At 60.9% G+C, this 19,205-nt stretch carries 36 protein-coding genes; all 36 read left to right on the forward strand.

Annotated elements, in window-relative coordinates:
* The first annotated feature begins 21 nt into the window (after window positions 1-21).
* Window positions 22-192 carry a hypothetical protein gene (locus AC1DWA_RS03095; protein ID WP_477684716.1) on the forward strand — a complete coding sequence of 57 codons (171 nt, stop codon included), beginning with the start codon at window positions 22-24 and terminating at the stop codon, window positions 190-192.
* Entirely contained in the window at window positions 189-1,019 is an 831-nt protein-coding gene (locus AC1DWA_RS03100; protein ID WP_477684715.1) for a lambda exonuclease family protein, read from the forward strand. The genes AC1DWA_RS03095 and AC1DWA_RS03100 overlap by 4 nt, the downstream gene beginning before the upstream one ends.
* Window positions 1,020-1,021: 2 nt before the next feature.
* Window positions 1,022-1,615 carry a hypothetical protein gene (locus tag AC1DWA_RS03105; protein WP_477684714.1) on the forward strand — a complete coding sequence of 198 codons (594 nt, stop codon included), beginning with the start codon at window positions 1,022-1,024 and terminating at the stop codon, window positions 1,613-1,615.
* Between the two features lie 155 nt (window positions 1,616-1,770).
* Entirely contained in the window at window positions 1,771-2,565 is a 795-nt protein-coding gene (locus AC1DWA_RS03110; RefSeq protein ID WP_477684713.1) for a hypothetical protein, read from the forward strand.
* A gap of 56 nt (window positions 2,566-2,621) precedes the next feature.
* A complete protein-coding gene (locus AC1DWA_RS03115; RefSeq protein WP_477684712.1) occupies window positions 2,622-2,780 on the forward strand; it encodes a hypothetical protein in 159 nt (52 codons plus the stop codon).
* Entirely contained in the window at window positions 2,777-3,211 is a 435-nt protein-coding gene (locus AC1DWA_RS03120; RefSeq protein WP_397508080.1) for a hypothetical protein, read from the forward strand. The genes AC1DWA_RS03115 and AC1DWA_RS03120 overlap by 4 nt, the downstream gene beginning before the upstream one ends.
* Window positions 3,208-3,384: a hypothetical protein gene (locus tag AC1DWA_RS03125; protein ID WP_477684710.1), complete on the forward strand. Its 177-nt coding sequence runs from the start codon at window positions 3,208-3,210 to the stop codon at window positions 3,382-3,384. Before AC1DWA_RS03120 ends, AC1DWA_RS03125 begins: the two co-directional genes overlap by 4 nt.
* A complete protein-coding gene (locus AC1DWA_RS03130; RefSeq protein ID WP_477684709.1) occupies window positions 3,381-4,058 on the forward strand; it encodes a hypothetical protein in 678 nt (225 codons plus the stop codon). The genes AC1DWA_RS03125 and AC1DWA_RS03130 overlap by 4 nt, the downstream gene beginning before the upstream one ends.
* A gap of 154 nt (window positions 4,059-4,212) precedes the next feature.
* Window positions 4,213-4,485, forward strand: coding sequence for a hypothetical protein (locus AC1DWA_RS03135; RefSeq protein WP_477916465.1), 273 nt, complete (start codon window positions 4,213-4,215; stop codon window positions 4,483-4,485).
* A 116-nt stretch (window positions 4,486-4,601) separates the two neighbouring features.
* Window positions 4,602-4,952 (forward strand): HNH endonuclease signature motif containing protein, encoded by a 351-nt coding sequence (locus AC1DWA_RS03140; protein ID WP_477916481.1) that lies wholly within the window; start codon window positions 4,602-4,604, stop codon window positions 4,950-4,952.
* A complete protein-coding gene (locus AC1DWA_RS03145; protein ID WP_477684706.1) occupies window positions 4,949-5,350 on the forward strand; it encodes an HIT domain-containing protein in 402 nt (133 codons plus the stop codon). The genes AC1DWA_RS03140 and AC1DWA_RS03145 overlap by 4 nt, the downstream gene beginning before the upstream one ends.
* A gap of 261 nt (window positions 5,351-5,611) precedes the next feature.
* Window positions 5,612-5,962 carry a hypothetical protein gene (locus AC1DWA_RS03150; protein WP_477684885.1) on the forward strand — a complete coding sequence of 117 codons (351 nt, stop codon included), beginning with the start codon at window positions 5,612-5,614 and terminating at the stop codon, window positions 5,960-5,962.
* On the forward strand, window positions 5,959-6,135 hold the full coding sequence (locus AC1DWA_RS03155) for a hypothetical protein (RefSeq protein WP_477846333.1): 177 nt from the start codon (window positions 5,959-5,961) through the stop codon (window positions 6,133-6,135). The genes AC1DWA_RS03150 and AC1DWA_RS03155 overlap by 4 nt, the downstream gene beginning before the upstream one ends.
* A complete protein-coding gene (locus AC1DWA_RS03160) occupies window positions 6,132-6,284 on the forward strand; it encodes a hypothetical protein (RefSeq protein WP_477684884.1) in 153 nt (50 codons plus the stop codon). Before AC1DWA_RS03155 ends, AC1DWA_RS03160 begins: the two co-directional genes overlap by 4 nt.
* On the forward strand, window positions 6,281-6,487 hold the full coding sequence (locus tag AC1DWA_RS03165; protein WP_477684883.1) for a hypothetical protein: 207 nt from the start codon (window positions 6,281-6,283) through the stop codon (window positions 6,485-6,487). The genes AC1DWA_RS03160 and AC1DWA_RS03165 overlap by 4 nt, the downstream gene beginning before the upstream one ends.
* Window positions 6,484-6,918 carry a hypothetical protein gene (locus tag AC1DWA_RS03170; RefSeq protein WP_477684882.1) on the forward strand — a complete coding sequence of 145 codons (435 nt, stop codon included), beginning with the start codon at window positions 6,484-6,486 and terminating at the stop codon, window positions 6,916-6,918. Before AC1DWA_RS03165 ends, AC1DWA_RS03170 begins: the two co-directional genes overlap by 4 nt.
* A gap of 103 nt (window positions 6,919-7,021) precedes the next feature.
* Complete coding sequence (locus AC1DWA_RS03175; RefSeq protein WP_477846332.1) at window positions 7,022-7,297, forward strand: hypothetical protein; 276 nt, start codon at window positions 7,022-7,024, stop codon at window positions 7,295-7,297.
* 81 nt (window positions 7,298-7,378) lie between these two features.
* Window positions 7,379-8,152 (forward strand): hypothetical protein, encoded by a 774-nt coding sequence (locus AC1DWA_RS03180; RefSeq protein WP_477846331.1) that lies wholly within the window; start codon window positions 7,379-7,381, stop codon window positions 8,150-8,152.
* The gene (locus AC1DWA_RS03185) at window positions 8,149-8,472 is read left to right on the forward strand and encodes a DUF6221 family protein (RefSeq protein ID WP_477684869.1); all 324 of its coding nucleotides are present in this window, start codon (window positions 8,149-8,151) and stop codon (window positions 8,470-8,472) included. The genes AC1DWA_RS03180 and AC1DWA_RS03185 overlap by 4 nt, the downstream gene beginning before the upstream one ends.
* A 435-nt stretch (window positions 8,473-8,907) precedes the next feature.
* Window positions 8,908-9,141 (forward strand): hypothetical protein, encoded by a 234-nt coding sequence (locus AC1DWA_RS03190; protein WP_477684870.1) that lies wholly within the window; start codon window positions 8,908-8,910, stop codon window positions 9,139-9,141.
* A 221-nt stretch (window positions 9,142-9,362) separates the two neighbouring features.
* Window positions 9,363-9,587 carry a hypothetical protein gene (locus AC1DWA_RS03195; protein WP_477846330.1) on the forward strand — a complete coding sequence of 75 codons (225 nt, stop codon included), beginning with the start codon at window positions 9,363-9,365 and terminating at the stop codon, window positions 9,585-9,587.
* A 143-nt stretch (window positions 9,588-9,730) separates the two neighbouring features.
* On the forward strand, window positions 9,731-9,892 hold the full coding sequence (locus AC1DWA_RS03200; RefSeq protein ID WP_477684872.1) for a hypothetical protein: 162 nt from the start codon (window positions 9,731-9,733) through the stop codon (window positions 9,890-9,892).
* A 422-nt stretch (window positions 9,893-10,314) separates the two neighbouring features.
* Window positions 10,315-10,683: a hypothetical protein gene (locus AC1DWA_RS03205; protein ID WP_477684666.1), complete on the forward strand. Its 369-nt coding sequence runs from the start codon at window positions 10,315-10,317 to the stop codon at window positions 10,681-10,683.
* On the forward strand, window positions 10,661-12,187 hold the full coding sequence (locus AC1DWA_RS03210) for a hypothetical protein (protein ID WP_477684665.1): 1,527 nt from the start codon (window positions 10,661-10,663) through the stop codon (window positions 12,185-12,187). Before AC1DWA_RS03205 ends, AC1DWA_RS03210 begins: the two co-directional genes overlap by 23 nt.
* Before the next feature lie 9 nt (window positions 12,188-12,196).
* Window positions 12,197-13,456, forward strand: coding sequence for a phage portal protein family protein (locus tag AC1DWA_RS03215; RefSeq protein WP_477684664.1), 1,260 nt, complete (start codon window positions 12,197-12,199; stop codon window positions 13,454-13,456).
* Window positions 13,453-14,856 (forward strand): phage protease, encoded by a 1,404-nt coding sequence (locus AC1DWA_RS03220; protein WP_477684663.1) that lies wholly within the window; start codon window positions 13,453-13,455, stop codon window positions 14,854-14,856. The genes AC1DWA_RS03215 and AC1DWA_RS03220 overlap by 4 nt, the downstream gene beginning before the upstream one ends.
* A gap of 2 nt (window positions 14,857-14,858) precedes the next feature.
* On the forward strand, window positions 14,859-15,233 hold the full coding sequence (locus tag AC1DWA_RS03225; protein ID WP_256082706.1) for a capsid cement protein: 375 nt from the start codon (window positions 14,859-14,861) through the stop codon (window positions 15,231-15,233).
* Between the two features lie 13 nt (window positions 15,234-15,246).
* A complete protein-coding gene (locus AC1DWA_RS03230) occupies window positions 15,247-16,155 on the forward strand; it encodes a major capsid protein (RefSeq protein ID WP_256082705.1) in 909 nt (302 codons plus the stop codon).
* Between the two features lies 1 nt (window position 16,156).
* Window positions 16,157-16,561: a hypothetical protein gene (locus AC1DWA_RS03235; RefSeq protein WP_477684661.1), complete on the forward strand. Its 405-nt coding sequence runs from the start codon at window positions 16,157-16,159 to the stop codon at window positions 16,559-16,561.
* Window positions 16,562-16,575: 14 nt separating this feature from the next.
* Window positions 16,576-16,950, forward strand: coding sequence for a hypothetical protein (locus AC1DWA_RS03240; protein ID WP_477684660.1), 375 nt, complete (start codon window positions 16,576-16,578; stop codon window positions 16,948-16,950).
* A complete protein-coding gene (locus tag AC1DWA_RS03245; RefSeq protein WP_477684659.1) occupies window positions 16,947-17,285 on the forward strand; it encodes a hypothetical protein in 339 nt (112 codons plus the stop codon). Before AC1DWA_RS03240 ends, AC1DWA_RS03245 begins: the two co-directional genes overlap by 4 nt.
* Window positions 17,285-17,476, forward strand: coding sequence for a hypothetical protein (locus AC1DWA_RS03250; protein ID WP_477684658.1), 192 nt, complete (start codon window positions 17,285-17,287; stop codon window positions 17,474-17,476). The genes AC1DWA_RS03245 and AC1DWA_RS03250 overlap by 1 nt, the downstream gene beginning before the upstream one ends.
* Window positions 17,457-17,687, forward strand: coding sequence for a hypothetical protein (locus tag AC1DWA_RS03255; protein ID WP_143538653.1), 231 nt, complete (start codon window positions 17,457-17,459; stop codon window positions 17,685-17,687). The genes AC1DWA_RS03250 and AC1DWA_RS03255 overlap by 20 nt, the downstream gene beginning before the upstream one ends.
* Window positions 17,684-18,097 carry a hypothetical protein gene (locus AC1DWA_RS03260; RefSeq protein ID WP_477846329.1) on the forward strand — a complete coding sequence of 138 codons (414 nt, stop codon included), beginning with the start codon at window positions 17,684-17,686 and terminating at the stop codon, window positions 18,095-18,097. Before AC1DWA_RS03255 ends, AC1DWA_RS03260 begins: the two co-directional genes overlap by 4 nt.
* Before the next feature lie 54 nt (window positions 18,098-18,151).
* On the forward strand, window positions 18,152-18,745 hold the full coding sequence (locus AC1DWA_RS03265; RefSeq protein ID WP_219466110.1) for a hypothetical protein: 594 nt from the start codon (window positions 18,152-18,154) through the stop codon (window positions 18,743-18,745).
* Window positions 18,746-18,803: 58 nt separating this feature from the next.
* The gene (locus tag AC1DWA_RS03270) at window positions 18,804-19,097 is read left to right on the forward strand and encodes a hypothetical protein (RefSeq protein ID WP_477684656.1); all 294 of its coding nucleotides are present in this window, start codon (window positions 18,804-18,806) and stop codon (window positions 19,095-19,097) included.
* Window positions 19,098-19,205: the final 108 nt, after the last annotated feature.

Below are 19,205 nucleotides of genomic sequence, written 5' to 3' on the forward strand. Positions count from 1 at the left end.
CGACGCACCGGAGTGGCAACGATGAGTGAGCATACCGATGGATTCAACCGAATCGTTACGACCTGTGAAGGCAACAAGATTCGCGTCGATTGTTACCAACTCACCGTCGACGTTCTCAATTCAAAGGATGTCTGGCAGCACGTCTATGGCGGACTGCACCCCATCGAGGCTCTGACAGGAGTGAATCAGTGACCGCACCAACCTTGATCGAACTCCCTGACATCGAGCAGGGCACGGACGAGTGGCATGACCAGCGCCGCGGGATTGTGACGGCATCTGTCGTCGGCAACCTCATCACCACACGATCACTGACGGCGATCGACTATGCCTGCCCGGCGTGTGATGCACCGGCGAACGATGCCTGCCGCAGCAAGGTGAAGGCCGGCACGACAATCAAGACGCTGCACTCGGAGCGTGCCGAGGTCGCACGCCGCAGTACCTCGAGCATCGTGTTCGAGACCGCAAGGAATGACACATCGCGCAGTGTCACAGCCCTTCTCGTCGCCGAACGGATCACCAACTGGACTGATCCGACGTACATCAGCGACGACATGCTGCGCGGTATCGAAGACGAACCGAGGGCGCGCGACAAGTACGCCGAGTGGATGGACGTGCCAGTTCGCGAGACCGGGTTCATGATCCGCGAGCACAACGGCGTCAGGCTCGGCTACTCACCAGACGGGGTAGTCGGCGACGAGGGACTGATCGAGGTCAAGTCTCGTCGACAGAAGAAGCAGGTTGAAACCGTGATCGCCGGTCACCCGCCGGCCGAGAACATGGCTCAACTGCAGTGCGGGCTACTGGTGTCCGGCCGCAAGTGGATCGACTACATCAGCTACTCCGGCGGCATGCACCTGTGGGTCAAGCGCGTCTTCCCGGATCAGCGTTGGTTCGACGCAATCACCGCTGCAGTCGACGCCTTCGAAGCGAACGCTGCCGAAATGATCCGCACCTACGAAGAGTCGGTCGACGGATTTCCCCTGACTGAACGAGTCATCGAAATGGAAATGGTGATCTGACCATGGATCTCACAGAATCAATCGCGCCGCGATCTGACCAGCTCAACGCAGAAGACCTCCTCGCCGGCCCGCGCATAGTCACGGTGGAGAAGGTCACCAAGGGTTCATCTGAGCAGCCGGTCAACATCCACCTTGTGGAGTTCCCTGGCCGTCCGTTCCGACCCAGCAAAACCGTTCGACGAATCCTCGTTGCAGCTTGGGGCGCAGAGGCTTCTGCATACGCCGGCAGAAGGATGTCGCTGTACCGCGATCCTGCCGTCAGGTTCGGCGGTCAGGATGTCGGCGGCATTCGCGTCAGTCATATGTCGCACATCAGCAAGCGACTCACGCTGGCACTCACCGTCACCCGGGGCAAGCGCGCGCCGTACAACGTGGACCCGCTGCCTGACGGTCCACCGGTGATTACGACTGAGCAGGCCGACGACATCGCGGCACTCATCGCTAACGCAGCTGACAAGTCCGAACTCGACGCGATCAGCGCACAGCTCAAGACATTCGATCTGGCCGACCATCGTGGTCGTCTGCTCGAGCTCTGGACAGCGCGGCTCGCCGAGATTGGCACCGAAGGTCAGATCCCGCTGACACCCGACTCCTGAAAGGACTTGGCATGGAGACCGAGAAATGCCCGGTCTGCTGGCGATGGATCGCGGTCAGCAGCTCGTGGCGCATGAGGCAGCACGACGACACGGCAGGCAATCCGTGCCTGATGTCGGGACATGAAACCCCACCCGAGATGAGTAGGTCGGCGTAAATGGAGTGGTTCGCACTGTCGTCGAAGTACTACATCGACCTCGACGACGAAGGTGTTTCCGAGAAGGCGCAGACCCTTCTCACGCGGATCTGCGGGTACATCGCCGACAACGAAACGTCCGGATATATCGCAAAAAGTGCGCTGAAAAAGCTCGGTTTGTCGTCCGTTTCTCGGCGAACTGATGAGCTGATTCGTGAACGAATCATCGTCGAAACTGAGGACGGTTTGGGGTACGACGTACCGGCCTGGTTCAAGTGGAATGAGGCACTGGAACGCCTGGTCAGGAAGAGAAAGGCGGATCGGGATCGGATCGCGGACAAGCGTCGACAGACCCAAAATGTCGCGCGACTGTCGCAAAATGTCGCAGAACCACATAGACAGTTACATAAAGAGATAACTGAAGTTGTAGAGGTATCTCACCTAAGTAGCACGCGAGAAATCGACGCTCCCTCGATCGAATCTTCGGAGTTGGGGCCGCGGTGCGAACGGCATCTCACCGACCCGAATCCGCCTCCGTGCCGCGGCTGCGCCGACGCCAGACGAACCCTCGAAGCCACTGCAGCGCAGGAGGCGGCCGACTGGCAGCGCATCAAGTCCGAAGCCGCGCGACGGCGAGCGGAACTCATTCAGGAATCCATCGACGAATGCGGAATGTGCGACGACCGCGGCTACTTCGGGACCACCGTCTGCAACCACGATCCGAACATCGTCGACACAGCCAAGCGCGGCATGGCTCAAGTCCGCGCAGTCCTCGCCAAGAACGCGAAACAAGCAGCAGGCAAGCAAGCCCCCTAACCCCACCCTGTTCGTGCGCCACCGTTGCGCACGGCCCCAGCAATCAAGGACTGGATATGGCTAACGAACCCGAACTGTTCACCAAACTTTCGATCTGCAACGCATGCGGCGCGATCGTCGTCAACGAAAACCACCACAAGGCATTCCACGAACAGATCGTCAAGGCATTCGAGGACCACGCCGAGGCCATCAAGAAGGTGGCGAAGAGCCGATGACGAACACAGCCACACTTCACCTCCCGTACACAAAACCGCCGCTGTCCATGAACGACGGCGGAATCACCAAAGGCGCCCGATTCGCAAAAGCGCGAGTGATCAAGCAACTTCGCTCCGACATCGTGAAACTCGCAGTCGCAGCACAACTCCCGAAAGACGTCGCACACCTCACCGCGACCCTGCACTACCAACCACGAGACAACCGAGCACGCGACACCGGAAACCTCATGGCAACCGTCAAAGCCCTCGTCGACGGACTCACACCCCACCGAGTCGTAGAAACCAAGCGCGGCACCAAAGTCCACGTCGGCTACGGCATGGTCGCCGACGACTCGAGCCGCATTGTCTCGACACCCGAACCAGTCATCCACGACGCAGTCAAAGGCCAACCACCCGCACTCTGGCTCGAAATCGAATGGAGCACGAAATGACCATCGTCAAAATCGTCGTCGTCTCACCGATGGGTGACGTCGAAGTCGAGCAAAGAGACCCCGTCCAACAATTCGGCACCGACACCGACTTCAACCGAGCGAAGGTCGCGAAGACACTCGCCAAAGCAATCGCCCAAATCCACGCCGCATACGGAATCGAGGAGAGCTCATGACCGACATCAAGATCACTCCGAGTCCATACGGAACTTGGGAGTACATCCCTGCCGGCGGTATGGCACTCACCGCCGAACAGGTGGAAGACGTGAAGATCGTGCTTGGTCAGTTGGAGCGCGGCGGACCAGCGTTTGAGGCTGCACACGAACGTCTCCGCGCCCTGTTCCCGGCAACTGAACCCGCAGAGGAGCGTTGCCAGTCCGTGAGCATCTTCCGCGAGCGCTGCGCCCTGGTGCCCGGACATGACGGCCGGCATGCGGCGAACGGCTGCGCCTGGGGCTACCCACCCGCCCCTGCCGAACCCGCCGAGGAGGAGACGAAAGCGGAGGGGCCGTGCACGGGCGGTGGGGACATGCATCCGTGCGTGCTCCCCGCTGGACATGCCGGCGTCCACGCCGACAGCAGAGGTCTCAGGTGGCAGAATCCCGCTTCCTCGCCGGTTGTCCCTGCCCCCACCGAAACCGGACCGTGGCAGACATGCGGGCATGTACCAATCGGGATCGTATTCCGCAGCAAAGACCGACACCCAGCCTTCACCTGGGTTAACGAGGGCGGCTCGTTGTTGAGCGTTCGAAACGAATGTGAGGACGGGCATTTCAGCGACGGAGAGCATTGCCTCCCGTCGATGGTGGACGAGAACTTCGCCCCGTTCGTTGCGGCCGAGGAGGGGTGAGCATGAGTGTGGACATACTTGATCCGGCGAGTCATTGCTACCGGGAAGACGGCTGCGCCGAACATCAAACGATTCTGACCGATGAGAATTGCTGCTGCTGCGGATTGCCCGCGAGCGACCACACCGGTTGCGACTGCGAGGAATTGGTGTCCTCGTGACTGGGGTGGATGTTGAGCACACGAAAGCGCAACTGGCGGATGTGCGTGTGGTTCTCGCGCCGAGCCGTGTAAGCCTTGCGGTCCCGACGGCAAGTCCGATGGATGCAGCACGGCAGGCGCTCAACATCGCCACCGCCCTGGTTGCGGCTGTCGAGCGAGTCCAAGCACTGCACACGCCATACCCGTCGCCCTCGGACCAGACCTACTGCCGTGAGTGCGCCGAAATAATGCCCTGCCCCACCCGACAAGCATTGGAGACACCGTCATGAGTCGTCCAGGTTGGGAGAAGAGATTCTGGTCGAAGGTAGAAAAGACTGCGACATGCTGGAACTGGACCGCGTACATATCCGAACGAGGGTATGGAAGGTTCAAGCATGAAGGTCGCATGTGGCCGTCACACCGACTGGCCTACCGAATTGCCAACGGCAGCATTCCAAACGGCATGTACATCGATCACGAATGCCACAACAGGACATGCGTCAACCCAAGTCACCTCCGGGCGGTCACGCCCAAGGGGAACGCCGAAAACCGATCTGGAGCACAGGCCAACAGTAGGTCCGGCATTCGCGGCGTCTATTGGGACGAACGCCTCGGCCTTTGGCTCGCTCAAGTCAGACATCACGGCCTTGCTATCCGAGTTGGCGAATACAAGACAGCCCAAGAAGCGGACGCCGCCGTTACCGCGAAGCGCAACGAACTGTTCACCTGTAACGACAGCGATAGGAAAACAGCATGAGCGAGAACGATCGTCAAGAGTTGGTCGAATATCCCCGAGAGGTGCGCGACGCCTGCCCGTTCTGTGCCAGACGCCGGGCCGTCGAATTCACACCTTCCGAATTTGACCATGCGGTGATGCAGTTCGAACCGCTCAACCCTGTGACGCTGGGACACATGTTGTTCGTCCCGAGCAACCATGTCGAGCACCGCAACGGGGACTGCTACACCAACGCCCACGCTCGCCGAGCTATATGGGCCGCGCACGCGTACGCCATCGGTCGAGACGAAGACTTCAATCTGATTACCTCGTCGGGAAGTGCGGCGACACAAACGGTCGATCACGTTCACATTCACTACGTTCCGCGTAGGGCTGGCGACGGTCTGCATTTGCCGTGGACTGGGCAGGTGTCGTCGTGACCGGATGCACGCTGATTGGCTGCACGGATCCGAGGTCGGTGCATGACCACCACTACTCACGCGGCCATCTCGACATCGCTGCGTGCCACTGCGCTGCCCAAACTGGTGGACCGGGAGTGTCGTCGTGACCGCGCCTGATCCGGGGAAGCCCAGCATCCAGGCTTGCGACATCTGCGAAATCAGATGGCACGCCGACTCGCTGACCGACGGCACATGCCCACGCTGTATCGCCGAAGACGCAATCTGCACCGAGGGGGACCGATGACTGACGCGCCTGACCCGGGGTTGACCGACCTCATCGCAGCGCACTGGCGGAGCCTGGACCTGCTGAAAATGAAGTACATCTGCTCGTGCGGTGACTGGGAATACCGAGACGACGACCGCGAGCGAGCATGCGCGTCATGGTGCGGGCATGTGGCGTTGGTGGTGGAGCAGCACACCAACAGGCGGATAGCGGAGCTCGAGGCTCGGATCGCCAATGCGCAGTCCCTCTGCCATGACACCGGGCGCTACAACGCGGCACGGCAAAAGTATTGGAACATCAGAGTCTTCGCGTGTGACGTACTCGCAGCATTGAAGGGCCGCGCAGCTTTGGAAGGGGAACAGCAATGAGCGACCGCGACACAGGTGGCAAGTCCAAGTGTGTCCACTGCGGCAAGCGAATCTTCGAGCGGATCGGCGGCAGGTATGGGCAAAAGCACTGGCAGCACGCAAACGGTGACCTTCACTGCACCGCCTTGAGCTTGAGCTGCAAGTACGCAACACCCTCGGAGGTATCCAAGTGACTGGCACCGACAACGAAAAGGCAGTTCCTGAACGGATTTTGCGCGCCCACGGTTTGAAATCCATGAACGTCCCGCCGACGCCCTCGAAGCTGCGAGAGATGGCAGCGGCTTTCATCGCGGCAGCCGACGAAACGGAGGAGTCGTTGTGAGTGAGCAGTTGAAGCAGGCCATGATCGCCGCACTGGACCGGCGGGCGCAGAACGGACGCCACCTGCACCACAAGGACTGCATCCACAACCTGGCGCCCGAAGAACAGATCGCGGTGCGCGGCAGATCTGTCGAGTGGTGGATGGCGCTCCACGGATCAATGCCCGAGCAGATCACACCCGACCAGTGGGAGGAGTCGTTGTGAGTGAGATCCGATCACAGGCCACAGCCGCGAGGGACGAAGACAAGCGAGAAACATTGACAAGGCTCGGCATGATCCACCTGTCCGAGCGTTACGGCACGAGACTCAGGCTGGAACCGTCTCACGACAACGAGATTCGCGTCGACATCACACATTCGGGCGGCACGGCGTCTCATTTCCCGGACGCGCTAGATCTACTCGAATCCGTAGAGGCTGTTGCCGAGCACATGGGACTGCGCAAGTCTCGCATGGTGAACAGCGCGGCCGAACTCGATGCGTTGCCGAACATGAGCGTAGTCATGGACAACTGCGACGACGTGTCACAGAAGCGCGGCGGCCAATGGTGCGGATACGAGACCGCCGACCTCACCAGCAAGCAGATCGCCAAGTACGGGCCACTCACCGTCCTCTTCACTCCGGGGGATGCGGGATGAACACTTACACGTTCACGTGCCGGCAACTGTTCAACGTGTTCGGTGTTCGGTCAATACCGAACACCGGCGATGAGGGGCGTCACCACAAGGGGGCGATGTCAGCATGAGCGAGATTCCGTATGACGAGATGCGGCGACTGTGCGGACTGCCTGACGTTCGCGGTTACGTGGCACGGCGAGAGTTGGCACGGATGGGTGAGCAATTTGTCGAGCTGTTCCAACGCGTCGCCCAGGAGTGGGTCAACATGGCTGAGCAGGTCTTACCGCAACTGCAGGCGATAACCGAAGCGTCGAAACCTAAGCAGGCCCCGCCGATGTGGGTTCGGGACCCGGCGAAGACACGAAGGACCGCGTACGGACCGACGAGGAGAGTGAAATGAAACATGCTGTGGCGCAATGTAACTGGGTGTGATATGTGATAGAATCACTCCAGAGTTGCGGACTGTTGGGAAGGTGTGACCATGAGCGTTGGGACGACCGAAGCGGATCACTTCTACCTACCGAGAGTTGATCAGAAAGCTCTACTGGATCTGCTGAAGAAAATCCCTTCACTCGCGGAGGATCTCGCAGTCACGACGTACCGACAGGATCGGATCGGCAAGGGCGGCATGAAAATCGCATCGGGCACCGATGAGCAGCCCTTGCCGTTCAATCTCGGCGCAAGCAACGCGATCGACCTACTGTTCAACGAGTTGGCAGGTTGGGCTCGGCATGTGTGCGATTCCCGCGGGATCTCGTACATGCCGACAGGGTTCACGCACGACTTCGACTTCGTGGGCCCACTCCGCGAGAGCGAGAACCGCTTGCCGTACGGCTATCAGGAATCGGTGCTCGGATTGGCGCGGTGGCTGCGGCGAAACATCATCTCGCTCGCGATGACTGAAGGCGCCGACACGGCATATGTCGAAATCAGCAAGGTGATGGACCGATGCTGGGCGACGGTCGACATTCCGGCCGAGGATCCGGTGCCTGTCCACGAGAAGGATGAAGTGCTCGAGCGAGTACGGGCCCGGATGCTACACCGCGCCGGCATCGTCCAGGTCGCCGAACTGCTAGCGCGTCAGTATCCGGAGTATCGCGGGCTGACAGCCAATCGGGTTGATGCGCTTCGGAAGGGTGGGCACATCGTGGCCAAGTGGTGTGGAGTGTTGTCGAGGGCGGAAGTGTTCTTGATGGGTGAGGTGCTGGACAAGCACTTGGATGTGCCGGTTCGAGCCAGGAGGGTGGCGGCGTGACGATTGTCGAGTTTCTCGAGGCTCGGATCGCAGAGGATGAGGCCGACGCTCGGGCTGCTAATGAGGGCCGACTCTTGGCCTGGTCCAAGAATGACCACATGGTCATCGTCGATTCTGGCTTCATGCAGACCTTCACTCCGTCGAGAATCCTCCGCGAGGTGGCAGCAAAGCGAGCGATCATGGCAGAACATGGCATCGACCAAGATCCTTGCGACGCTCACGATGCGATGTATGAATCAGCCCCATGTGACGTGATCTTGAATCTTGCAGCCATCTACTTGGATCATCCGGACTACCAGGCGGAGTGGGCGATTCCTTAGCCGCACCTCCCGTGTTACGCTAGGCGCGTTGGCGCGAGTAGTGGATGAAAGTCCGCCTCGCGCTTTTGTCGTCCAGGGGCGCGTCTGGATCTGTTGATGCACTAGCCGAAACATCACCGGTGGGTGCTCCAGGAATCAACGCCACAATCTTCCACTCAGGTTCAGTCACCGCCCGGCCGCCATCAGATGTCGGGAGCACGGAATCCAAGCGGCTCACTATGGCGAACCTAAAGCCGAGCCTCTGCCTGAGTGGAATCAACTTGCTGCACACCGCGCCGGACCGTGAGACGACGGCGCACCTTTTGAGGATGGTGCAGCAACCCCCGGACCGATGACGCTTGCCAGCGCACGTCCGGGGCTCAACTTCCGATTGCAGGTTCGAGTCCCGTCACCGTATGACGTACTCCGACAATCGATCACAGGGTGGTGGAATCCATGCGCGAAACACTCGTTTTCCAAGCTGAACAGTTCTTCACGCCGGAAGAGCGCCGACAGTTCTCAGCCTGGCTGAGTTCGATGGCTTTCCGGGATCGATGCCAGCTACTTGACGAGCTAATGGAAATGAATCGCACGGCGCTCGTCTGGGTGGCGCCATTCGATGCGGACGACCTCATCGACGATCTGGTCTCGGGCTACGCAGCGCAACTCGATCATTTGGCGGCAGCGTGATCCTCGACCTGATTGAAGTGATCCGAATCGTGTGGGCGCTGATCGAACAGTGGGTGATCTGAATGGGTGACCCAAGCTGGATAGCTACTTGGATAGCAATTGGTGCGGTCGCAATGCACGGACTCATGCACACGCTTCGCAAACTTGATGACGACGACGATGCCTAGCCTCGCGCTGATCAGGTGGGCGATCGTCAACACGTGGCGGATGTGGAGGTCCTGATGGCTGACCCTGTACTGGTAGCACCTCACCGAGGGTGGGTGGAGGAGTACCGCCGGGACCATCCCGAGGCTAGGCACTGGGCGTACATGACACCACGCAACTGGCGCACAGCTTGCCGCGGCGTTGCAGCTTCCGAAGTGAGGGTCATTGCGCCGATGACGATTACACCCGACATGCTCGACGCGCTGCTTCCAAGTCTCGTGCGAGCTGATCGAAGGATGTGACGCGATGTCGGACCACACAGACGCCGGGCTGCAGCCGGTCAAGTGGTCCGACTTCGAGCCCGACCAACCCGACATCGAGCCCGGTCCGTATCTCTGTCCCGGATGCGGGAGATGGATACCGTGTCGACACTGCGAGGTGAGTGATGTCGCCAACCCTTGAAGACCGGCTCTACGACACAGAGGTGCACCTCAATCGGATGCTCGCAGACCCACATCACAACAAGGCACAGCTCAAAGTCCTGAAAGATGGGCGAGATTCGCTGGAATTGCAGATCCGCCAACTACAAGACCATGGCAAGCACTAAGACCACGACCCAACGAGGACTCGGTTGGGAACACCAGAAGCAGCGCGAAAGATTACTGAGGGCCCACGTAGAAGGAACCCCCTGCTGGTGGTGCGGGGAACCGATGTACCTCTCCCAGGATCTCGCCGCAGACCACTCCCACGCGAGGGCACACGGTGGGACCAAGGCCGACCGGCTGCTCCACGGACTGTGCAACAAACAGCGCGGAGACGGCTCCAAAGATGATCTGCGACCCGCAGTTACAGGAAAGCCCCTGGAGCAGGCTCAAGCCGACCAGGCGGCCCTAGGCGTCCGCGTAATGCCCTGGCCATGACCCCCGTCCCGAAATTATCGAGGGAGGGGGGTGCCTGACTGGCCATGTGGTAGTCAGGACGTTTTTTTACAGGGCTCTGAAACGCTGCGTGCAATAGGGGGTGAGCTGCGTGGACGGAATCGACGAGATCGATGTTCAATTCAAGGAAACCGACACTCTGTGCCGCGCCGGCCTCCGGTTGTACGACTCTCTTCACGACGACTCTGATCCGTATTGGCTCACGGCCATGATTCTCGAAGCGTCTCGGATCAAGGATCGCCTCGATCTTCTCCATCGCCTCAATTCTGGCGACGAGGATCTGTGGTTCCATCTGGCGCCGACTCGCGGTGACGGCGATGTGCTGGAGATCAAGATCGACTCCGGTTTGCAGGAAGCGCGCCAACTTGCTGCAGTGCTCCGGCAGATGCTCACGGAGATTCGCCGGCACAAGGATGTCGAATCGGAGCCAGATAACGATGACGATCTCGCCGGTATTTGACGACTTTCCGACACTGACCGGCCGCCAGATCCCGCACAATCTCTCGGTTTTCGAGGGCTCGACCGAACGAGGCGACGGCGCGATCCTTCTTGCGAGCCGAGTTCGCAAGACTCAGATGCCCTGGCAGCGCGATGCGATGCACGCAATCCTCTCGATGGCTCCAGATGGGCTGTGGACGCATCCCGACTGCTGCATCATCGTGCCGCGCCAGAATGGCAAGTCGCTGATTTTGGTTCTGCGTGCGCTCTACGGACTCTTCAAGCTCGGTGAGCGGATTATCTACACGTCACAGCTGTGGCCGACCGCCGAAGATGCGTACAAGCGGTTGTGGGCGATCATCAAATCGCGCCCGTCGTTGAAAAGTCGGGTAGTCAAGAACACTTGCTCGCAGGGCAAGGGCTACATCGAGCTCGACAGCGGCGCGAAGATCGTCTTTTGTACCCGATCGAACGACTCGGGCCGCGGATTCGATGAGGTCGACCTCGTTGTCTACGACGAGGCATACAACCTCACTGAGGGTGAGATCGCGGCACTGTCGTTTACGCAGATGGCTTCGAAGAATGCCCAGACGATCTACGCGTCGTCGGCTGTGAATGCGGAGCAGCACCCGAACGGGTCTGTGCTCGCAGCGATTCGGAAGCGCGGACTCGCCAAGGAAGAGGCGCTCTACTTCGCCGAATTCATGGCGCCGGATGAGATGCCGCGTGATGAAGAAGCGACTTGGCAGTATGCGAACCCGTCGTACGGCGTGATTCAGAAGGCGCCGATGATCCGCAAGCTGATGCGCGGATTCTCGACGCCGAAGGGCCGAAAGAGTTTCGACGTCGAAGCGCTCGGGCGCGGTGACTGGCCGGCCGAGGAGGAGGTGGCGACGTGGTCTGTGATTCCAGAACTGATGTGGACCGACCTCGTCGACGAACGTCCAGAACTCACCGGGCCGATCGCTCTCGGCATGGACCGAACACTCGACCGCAAGTGGTGGGTGATCGCTGCCGCTCAGCGCACTGTCGTAGGTCGAATCCATGTGGAAGTCGGCTACTTTCAATCGGCGGCTCAAGCGGAGGTGGTCGACTTCCTGGTCGACATCGTCACAGTGTGGGATCCATGCGCGCTGGCCACTGATGCGAACTCGCCGGCGAAGGTGCTCGAGCCGCTCTTGCTTACCGCGGGCATCGAGCTGATCAAGACGACTGGCAATCAAGCGGTGCAGATGTGCGGCGGCCTGTATGACGACGCCGAGTCGAAGGTTCTCAGTCACAGCGATCAACCGGTCCTCAACGACGCTGTCGAGGGTGCCGTCAAACGGTTCTTGCCGCAGGGCGATTGGGCTCTCGACAAGCGCGGCGACACGATCGTCGCCCCGATGGTCGCCGCGGGTCTGGCGCGATGGGCATTGCTGACATTCGGCAGCCGAGCATCGACGCCGCCCGCCAACCCTGCGTTCAAGCCACCGTCAGCGAGTCGTTCGGTCGACGAATTCGACGCTCTATCAGCTGCTTTCTAAGGGGGAACAATGGTCGAAACCAAGCGAGCGATGCCCTCTATGGCTGAAGTCGGTTACGTCAACGGCAAGGGCAATGACTGGCATCAGTGGGACGACGACGAGAAGGTCCCAGAACTGCAGTGGCCCGACTCGGTGCACGTCTACTCGCGAATGATGAAGGAAGACGGCCGAGTCGCATCGGTCCTTCAGGCGATTGGCTTGCTGATTCGTCGGACTGCTTGGCGGATCGATCCGAATGGCGCTGACCCCAAGGTGGTCGAGTTCATCGCCCAGAACCTCGGGCTGCCGATCGTGGGAACCGAGCCGGATTCGAAGGCCCGATCGCGTGGAAGGTTCTCGTGGCAGGAGCATCTGCAAACAGTGCTCCTCATGCTTCCGTATGGTCACAGTTTCTTCGAGCAGGTTTACCGCGTCGACGAGAACGACGTGACCTGGCTACACAAGCTCGCGCCGCGTCCGCAGAAGACGATCTCGAAGATCAATGTCGCGCTCGATGGCGGTCTCGAATCGATCAGGCAGAGCCCGCCGGCAGGACCTCTGACTGTGGCATCGATGTTGCCGGACGGTTTTGTCATCGACGTCTCGCGACTTGTCGCATACGTGCGCGATCCGGAGCCGGGCGAATGGATCGGTACCTCATTGCTGCGTCCGGCCTACAAGCATTGGATTCTCAAAGACGAATTCATGCGCATCCAAGCTGCCACAGCCAAGCGCAACGGCATGGGCGTCCCGGTCGGCACCGCATCGTCGAACGATCAGGGCGAGGTCGACAAGATGCAGGAGTTGGCGTCGAGCTTCCGCGGAAGTCTGCACGCGGGTGTAGGTCTCGCAGAAGGCCAGACGATGCAGCTACTCGGCGTGAACGGAAACCTGCCGGACATGGGGCAGGCGATCGAGTATCACGACAAGCAGATTGCGCTCGCCGCGCTCGCCCACTTCCTCAACCTCGACAAGGGTGGCAGTTTCGCTCTCGCGTCCGTCCAGGAAGACATGTTTGTCCAGTCCGTGCAAACGGTCGCAGAATCCATCGCCAACACGGCGAATGCCCACATCATCGAAGATCTGGTCGACATCAACTTCGGTGAATCCGAAGCGGCGCCGCGAATTGTGTTCGATGAGATCGGCTCTCGTCAGGACGCAACCGCAGCATCTCTGGCGCTGCTGGTACAGAACGGACTTCTCGAGGCTGACGAGGCGCTGAAGATCGCAGTCCGGCAGAACTTGGGCTTGCCGACGAACTCCAAGGCTGCTGAGGAGTCGACGACATGACCGATCTGTTGACGCCCGACCGCGCAATTCTCGTGACTATCCCCAACGTCGAGCTGATCAAAGCCGGATCCTGGGAAATCTCGACGGGCACATGGAATCCAACGTCGGAAGATCTCTACGCCGCAGTCGCTGCGCTGAGTTCGCCGGCCATCCGACGCCCCACTCTCAAGCTCGGCCATACCGATCCGAGGTTCGACGGTGAGCCGACGATCGGCTACATCGACAATCTGCGCGTCGAGGACAACGGGACCACGCTCGTCGGGGACTACTGCGGCCTTCCTGGTTGGCTCGGCGACATCATGGCGTCCGCCTACCCGGATCGCTCGATCGAAGGCCGGTACAACGTCACCGACCAAACCGGAAGAACTCATCCATTCGTTCTCGAAGCGGTTGCGCTACTGGGTGTCACATCGCCTGGCGTCGGGACGCTCGGGAGCATCATCGACGTCGCCAGGCTGTACGGCGTGGCGGCTACTTCCAGCGGAAAGGAGTCATTCACGATGCCAGTATCCAAAGACGGATCACCGCACGCTTCCGCTGTTGTGGTCGCTGCGTCAGTGACTGTGGCGGAGCTGCAGAGCTCGTTCTACAACGGGCCCGCGGCAAACAATTGGTGGTGGATCGAAGACATCTTCGTGGACCCACCCGAAGTGGTGGCGATCAACGACGAGGACGGCACCCTGCATCGGGTGCCGTTTGTCGTAGAAGGCGAAGAGATTACGTGGGGAGAGCCTCAGGAAGTGAAGCGCGAGTATGTCGCCGCTTCCTCCGTTCTCCGCGAACCCCTGGCCCACTGGGCCGACAAGGAATCCTCTCGGGCCGACGTGCCAGAGAAGACCGTGGCCGCAACCTCGGGCACGAACACATCCGATACAGAAGGAGGCTCGACTGTGGCATTCACGGATGAGCAGATCAAGGAACTCCGCGAGGCCCTCGACCTCCCGGACACCGCAACCGAGCAGACGCTCTTCGACGCGTTGCTCGACAAGGCGACGGCCCCCGACAAGTCCGAGGACGAGTCGGAATCCAACACTCCAGTCGCAGCGTCGATCTCGAAGCTGAGCGAGGTCGCCAAGGCGAACGGACTAGTGCTGGTCGAGGCCAGCGGATACGAGGAGACCCGAGCTATGGCCGAGCGAGGCGCCAAGGCGCTCGATCGCCAGGAGAACGCCGACCGCGAGAAGTTGGTTTCCGAAGCCATCCACGCCGGCAAGATCCCGACCGCTCGAAAGGATCACTGGCTCAAGGCTCTCGAAGCCGATCCCGAAGGCGTAGCTGCATCACTCGCAGCGCTCGCGCCGGGACTGATCCCGGTGTCCGAGGTTGGCCACAGCGTTGCCGCCTCGACCGAGACCGCCGAACTCGGCTGGTTCGGTGCATCTACCCCAAAGGAGGCCTGATCATGGCGAACGAAAACATCGGCGTGTACGAACCCGGAGCTGATATCTCCGGCCGCGCCAAGACTGCAGTCACCGGAAAGCGATTCCTCGCCATCGTCGGCAATCGTGACGGCGGGAACATCTCGGTCGGTCACGCAACGGCGGCCGGTCGCACCTGCGGCGTCTCGGACCGCGACACCGCGGCAGGCGATCTCGTGGGAATCAAGCGAGGCAAGGACCGCGTCACCTTCGTGACCGCCTCCGGACCCATCGCCGCCTTCGCCGAGGTGGAGGTCGGCGCTGCCGGCGTCGCAGTCACCAAGACATCGGGTGTAGCCGTGGGCTACGCCGTCACCGCTGCAGCGTCGGGTGCCGACGCTGAGATCAGCCTCTACTGAAAGGGGACGCATCATGCCTTCTCCCTCTCCCGTGGCGTACCCGCTCGGTGCGCCCACCCTCGTCGGCGGCGTCCTCACCGTCGACACTGCCCTGAAGCAGCCGCAGCGCATCACCAAGCGGCTCGCCGACATCACGCTTCAGAAGTTCATCGTGGACAAGATCTTCTCGTCCTCGGGTGTCTCTGTCGCGTCCGGAGCCGTGATCTACGACCAGGTCGTGGCAAACGAGCTCTACACCGCTCGTGACATCGAGCAGCGTGCGGCCGGCAACGAGTACCCGATCGTCGGCGGCGAGCGCCAGGACCCCAAGACCGCATCGGCCGAAGACTGGGGTGGCAAGTTCTTCATCACCGACCAGGCGAAGAGTCGAAACGACGTCGTGTACTTCGACAACCAGGTGACTCAGCTCGCCAACACGGTTGTGCGGAAGGTCAACGCGCGCGCAGTCGCAACTCTCGAGTCCGCCATCGCCGGTCTCAACGGCGCGGGCGTGGTCCCTGGCCACGACTGGTCGAACATCACCCTCTCGGGCAACGCACCGACCCCCAACGCGGAGCGCCCCGGCGCTGACTTCGCCAAGGTCCAGCTCGCCGCCGACCGCGAGGAACTCGGCGTGGTCTACGACCTGTGGATCGTGAACCCGCAGGAGAAGGCGAACCTGGTCATCGCTTACGGCGAGGACTACGAAGCCATCCTCCGGGCATCCGGGATCGAGATCTTCGATTCCAATCGCGTGACCGCCGGAACCGCCTACGCCGTCGCGCGCGGGCAGGTCGGTTTCCTCGACTACGAAGTCGGTCTGACGACCGAGACGTGGCGAGAAGAGAAGACGCGCAAGAACTGGGTCCAGTCTTACGTCCAGCCGATCTTCGGAGTTACGAACCCGTACTCCATCAAGAAGGTCACCGGATTGGCGGGCTGACATGACCGAGAAGACGATACGAGTTGCGGTATGGGAGTACCTCAACCACGAAGGTAAGCGCCGGTTCGCCTACTTCGGTGACGTTGTCGATCTGCCCGATTCGGAGATCGAGCGCGGCGAGCAGGTCGAGGCGTTCGGCGCAGATCTGACACTCTCGGATCTCGCTGAACAGCCTGACCATTCGACCGAGGCGGAAGTGCCTGTAGAACAGCCTGCCACTCCGGCGGAGCCTGGCGCGACAACCGCGGACACTCCACCGGTTGTCGACGTCAAGCTCGAGCGTCCGAAGAATGCGGCGCCGAAGCCTGAATGGGTCGAGTACGCAGCCTGGCGGGGTGTCGACGGTGTCGAGGACATGAGCAAGGACGAGCTCGTCGCCGCAGTCAACGCGCTCGACGCACAGTGAGATGAGGGGGCTTCATGGCATTCGCAACACCTGACGAGCTTGCGGCGCAATGGGGCCCCCTCGATTCGATCCAACAGGCGCGGACGACCGCACTGCTGGACATGGCCGAGCGCATGCTGCGAAAGCACGTCGACTTCAGTGGAGCACAAGCAGGCGACGACCTGCTGGAGATCGCCAAGCAAGTGTCGATCGACATGGTGATCGATGCGCTGATTCCCGGGCAGCACCGAGGGAAGTCGTCGTACTCGCTGGCTGCCGGAAGTTTTCAGGAATCGGCTACCTTGCTCAACCCCTCGGCGACGCTGGTGTTCACCAAGGATCAGCGCGCTCTGTTCGACCTTCCGGGAGGCGCTTCGCCGCGGTGGTACTTCGGGGATGATCCCCAGTGACATTCTCTCTGACTCGTTCTGTGGAGCATGCCGCGTACGTCGCAGTTGGCGAAGACGAGTTGGGCAACGAAATCGCCAGCCACGCCTTGCCAGTCACGGTTCGCGTATTCGGCTGGGAGCCGCCGCGATCCGATGAGCCTGCCTTGGCCGGCCACGATCGTGTGGTCGTCGACTTGAAGCTGTATGCGCCGCAGTCCATGGGCGCCAAGCCTGCTGACTACGTGATGGTTAGTGGCAAACGCTTCGAAGTGATCGGCTGGCCCGAGGATCCGAATGACAATGGCATCTGGAGCCCCGGTCTCGTGTCGGTCAATCTACGAAGAATCGAGGGTTGATGGCCAAGCGGATGAAGGTAACCCACGCCGAGGGTGTCGACATTCTCGGTGAGGTCGCGGTGAGTGTGGAAGAGGGTATTCTCCTCGTCTTCACCGACCAGACGAAGACCGCACTGATCAAGGCTTATAACCGCGAGGTGTGGGCCTTCGCCGAGTTCGTGGAGGTGGACGGTGAAGTTCGAACCGAATGAACAAGCCTTCTTTCACATCCGCAGCGTGCTCGCGCGACCATTGGTCGAATCGACCGCGGCGCGCATCGCCGGATCGTTCGGCGCCGGATACGGCTGGTCGTCCAGGCAAGGTCAGAAGCGCTGGCGCGCAAGCGTCTACCCGAAGACGTGGGCGGCTCGCATGGACAACGCTACGAACAACACGATGGTCCGACGATTCGGGAGTGGATGATGGCCGACAACTGGGGCGAAGCCCCTCCGTCACAGGCGGTCATGGTCGCAGCGCTCAAAGCCGGACTGGCTGCCGAGGGCGACACCACGCACGTTGGAACGAAGGCGCCGAGAGACACGGAAAACCCGAGCGCTCGCCGGATCCGCGTCTCTCGCATCGCCGGTGGAAGTGAAACCTTCGCCACTGATTCGGCGCGGTTTCTGATCGAGTGTTGGGACCCTAGTGAATTGGCTGCCGAGCAGTTGGTGAACAAGGTGCGTCGGCTCCTGAAACAGTGCCGGGGGCAGCGGTTCGCCGGGGCGTTCATTCACGGATCCAAAGCGACCTCACTTCCCGTCAATTTTCCCGATCCCGGCACGTCGTCGGCCCGTTTTCAATTCACCGGTGAGCTGACCATCGGCTTGCTGTAACAGATTTCGCTCGACCCTCTGGCCCGGTGCAACGATGCCTGAGAGGGGCAAATCATGACTGTCAATGTCAACAACGCGTTCGTCGGCACTCCTCCCATCGATGGAGGCGTGTTCTTCCGCGCTCCGGTGGGAACCGAACTTCCCACCGATGCACTGTCCGCGCTCGATCCGCTGTTTCTCGATCACGGTGCCGTGGGCGAGGACGGTCTGACTGTCGCCCAGACTCGCGACAACACCGACATCAAGATGTTCGGTGGTAAGACGTTCATCAACGTCCAGACCAACTACGACGAGACGATCACCATCACGCTGCTCGAGGACGATCTCGTGGCAGTGCTCAAGACCTCGTTCGGTGATGCCAATGTCATCACGACTCCTGCGACCGCGCTGCATGGTGTGCAGAAGACGATCTACCACACTGCCGATCCGCTGCCGATCAGTTCCTTTGTCGTCGAGGCGATCTCCGGAAAGAAGACGAAGCGCTACGTCGTCGAGAACGGCCAGGTTGTCACGGTCGGTGAAGTGAAGGACGTTCACAACAACGTCACGAGCCGCACGCTGACCATCAAGACCTACGCGCCGACTTCGGTCGAGCTCAAGGGCGGAAACGTGGTCGAGTACCGCGACGACGGAGTCCTGACCCCTTAGTCGCCGTGCCGGGCCCAGCCACCTTGCCGAGCACGGCGCTACTCCCAGGAGGTAACTGATGACGTACGACGAACAGACCTGGACCGACAACGATCCGTCCACCCCACTGTCCGCTTCGCGACTCCGTCACATCGAAGAGGGCGTGAAGGGTGCCCACGATTCGATCGACGAGCTGCCTGCGCCATTCTCTGGCGCGTACGGCGATCTTTCCGGCAAGCCGACCATTCCCACCTTGCCGGCGCTGGCGACAGCCGCCGAATTGCAGGCAGGAACAGTCACAACGTCGCGTCTGGTGAGTCCCAAGCTGATTCACGACGAGATTGCACGGCAGATCGCTGCCATCGCGCCGTAACGGCGTTGAACCCACCCGGCAGGGGTTGATTGACACCCCACTGCACCGGGCCGCCCTTGCCGGGTGGCCTCAAAGGCCCGGTCGCATATCTCCCATAAGAAACACAAC

The organism is Rhodococcus sp. P4_F3_2, from assembly GCF_056401335.1.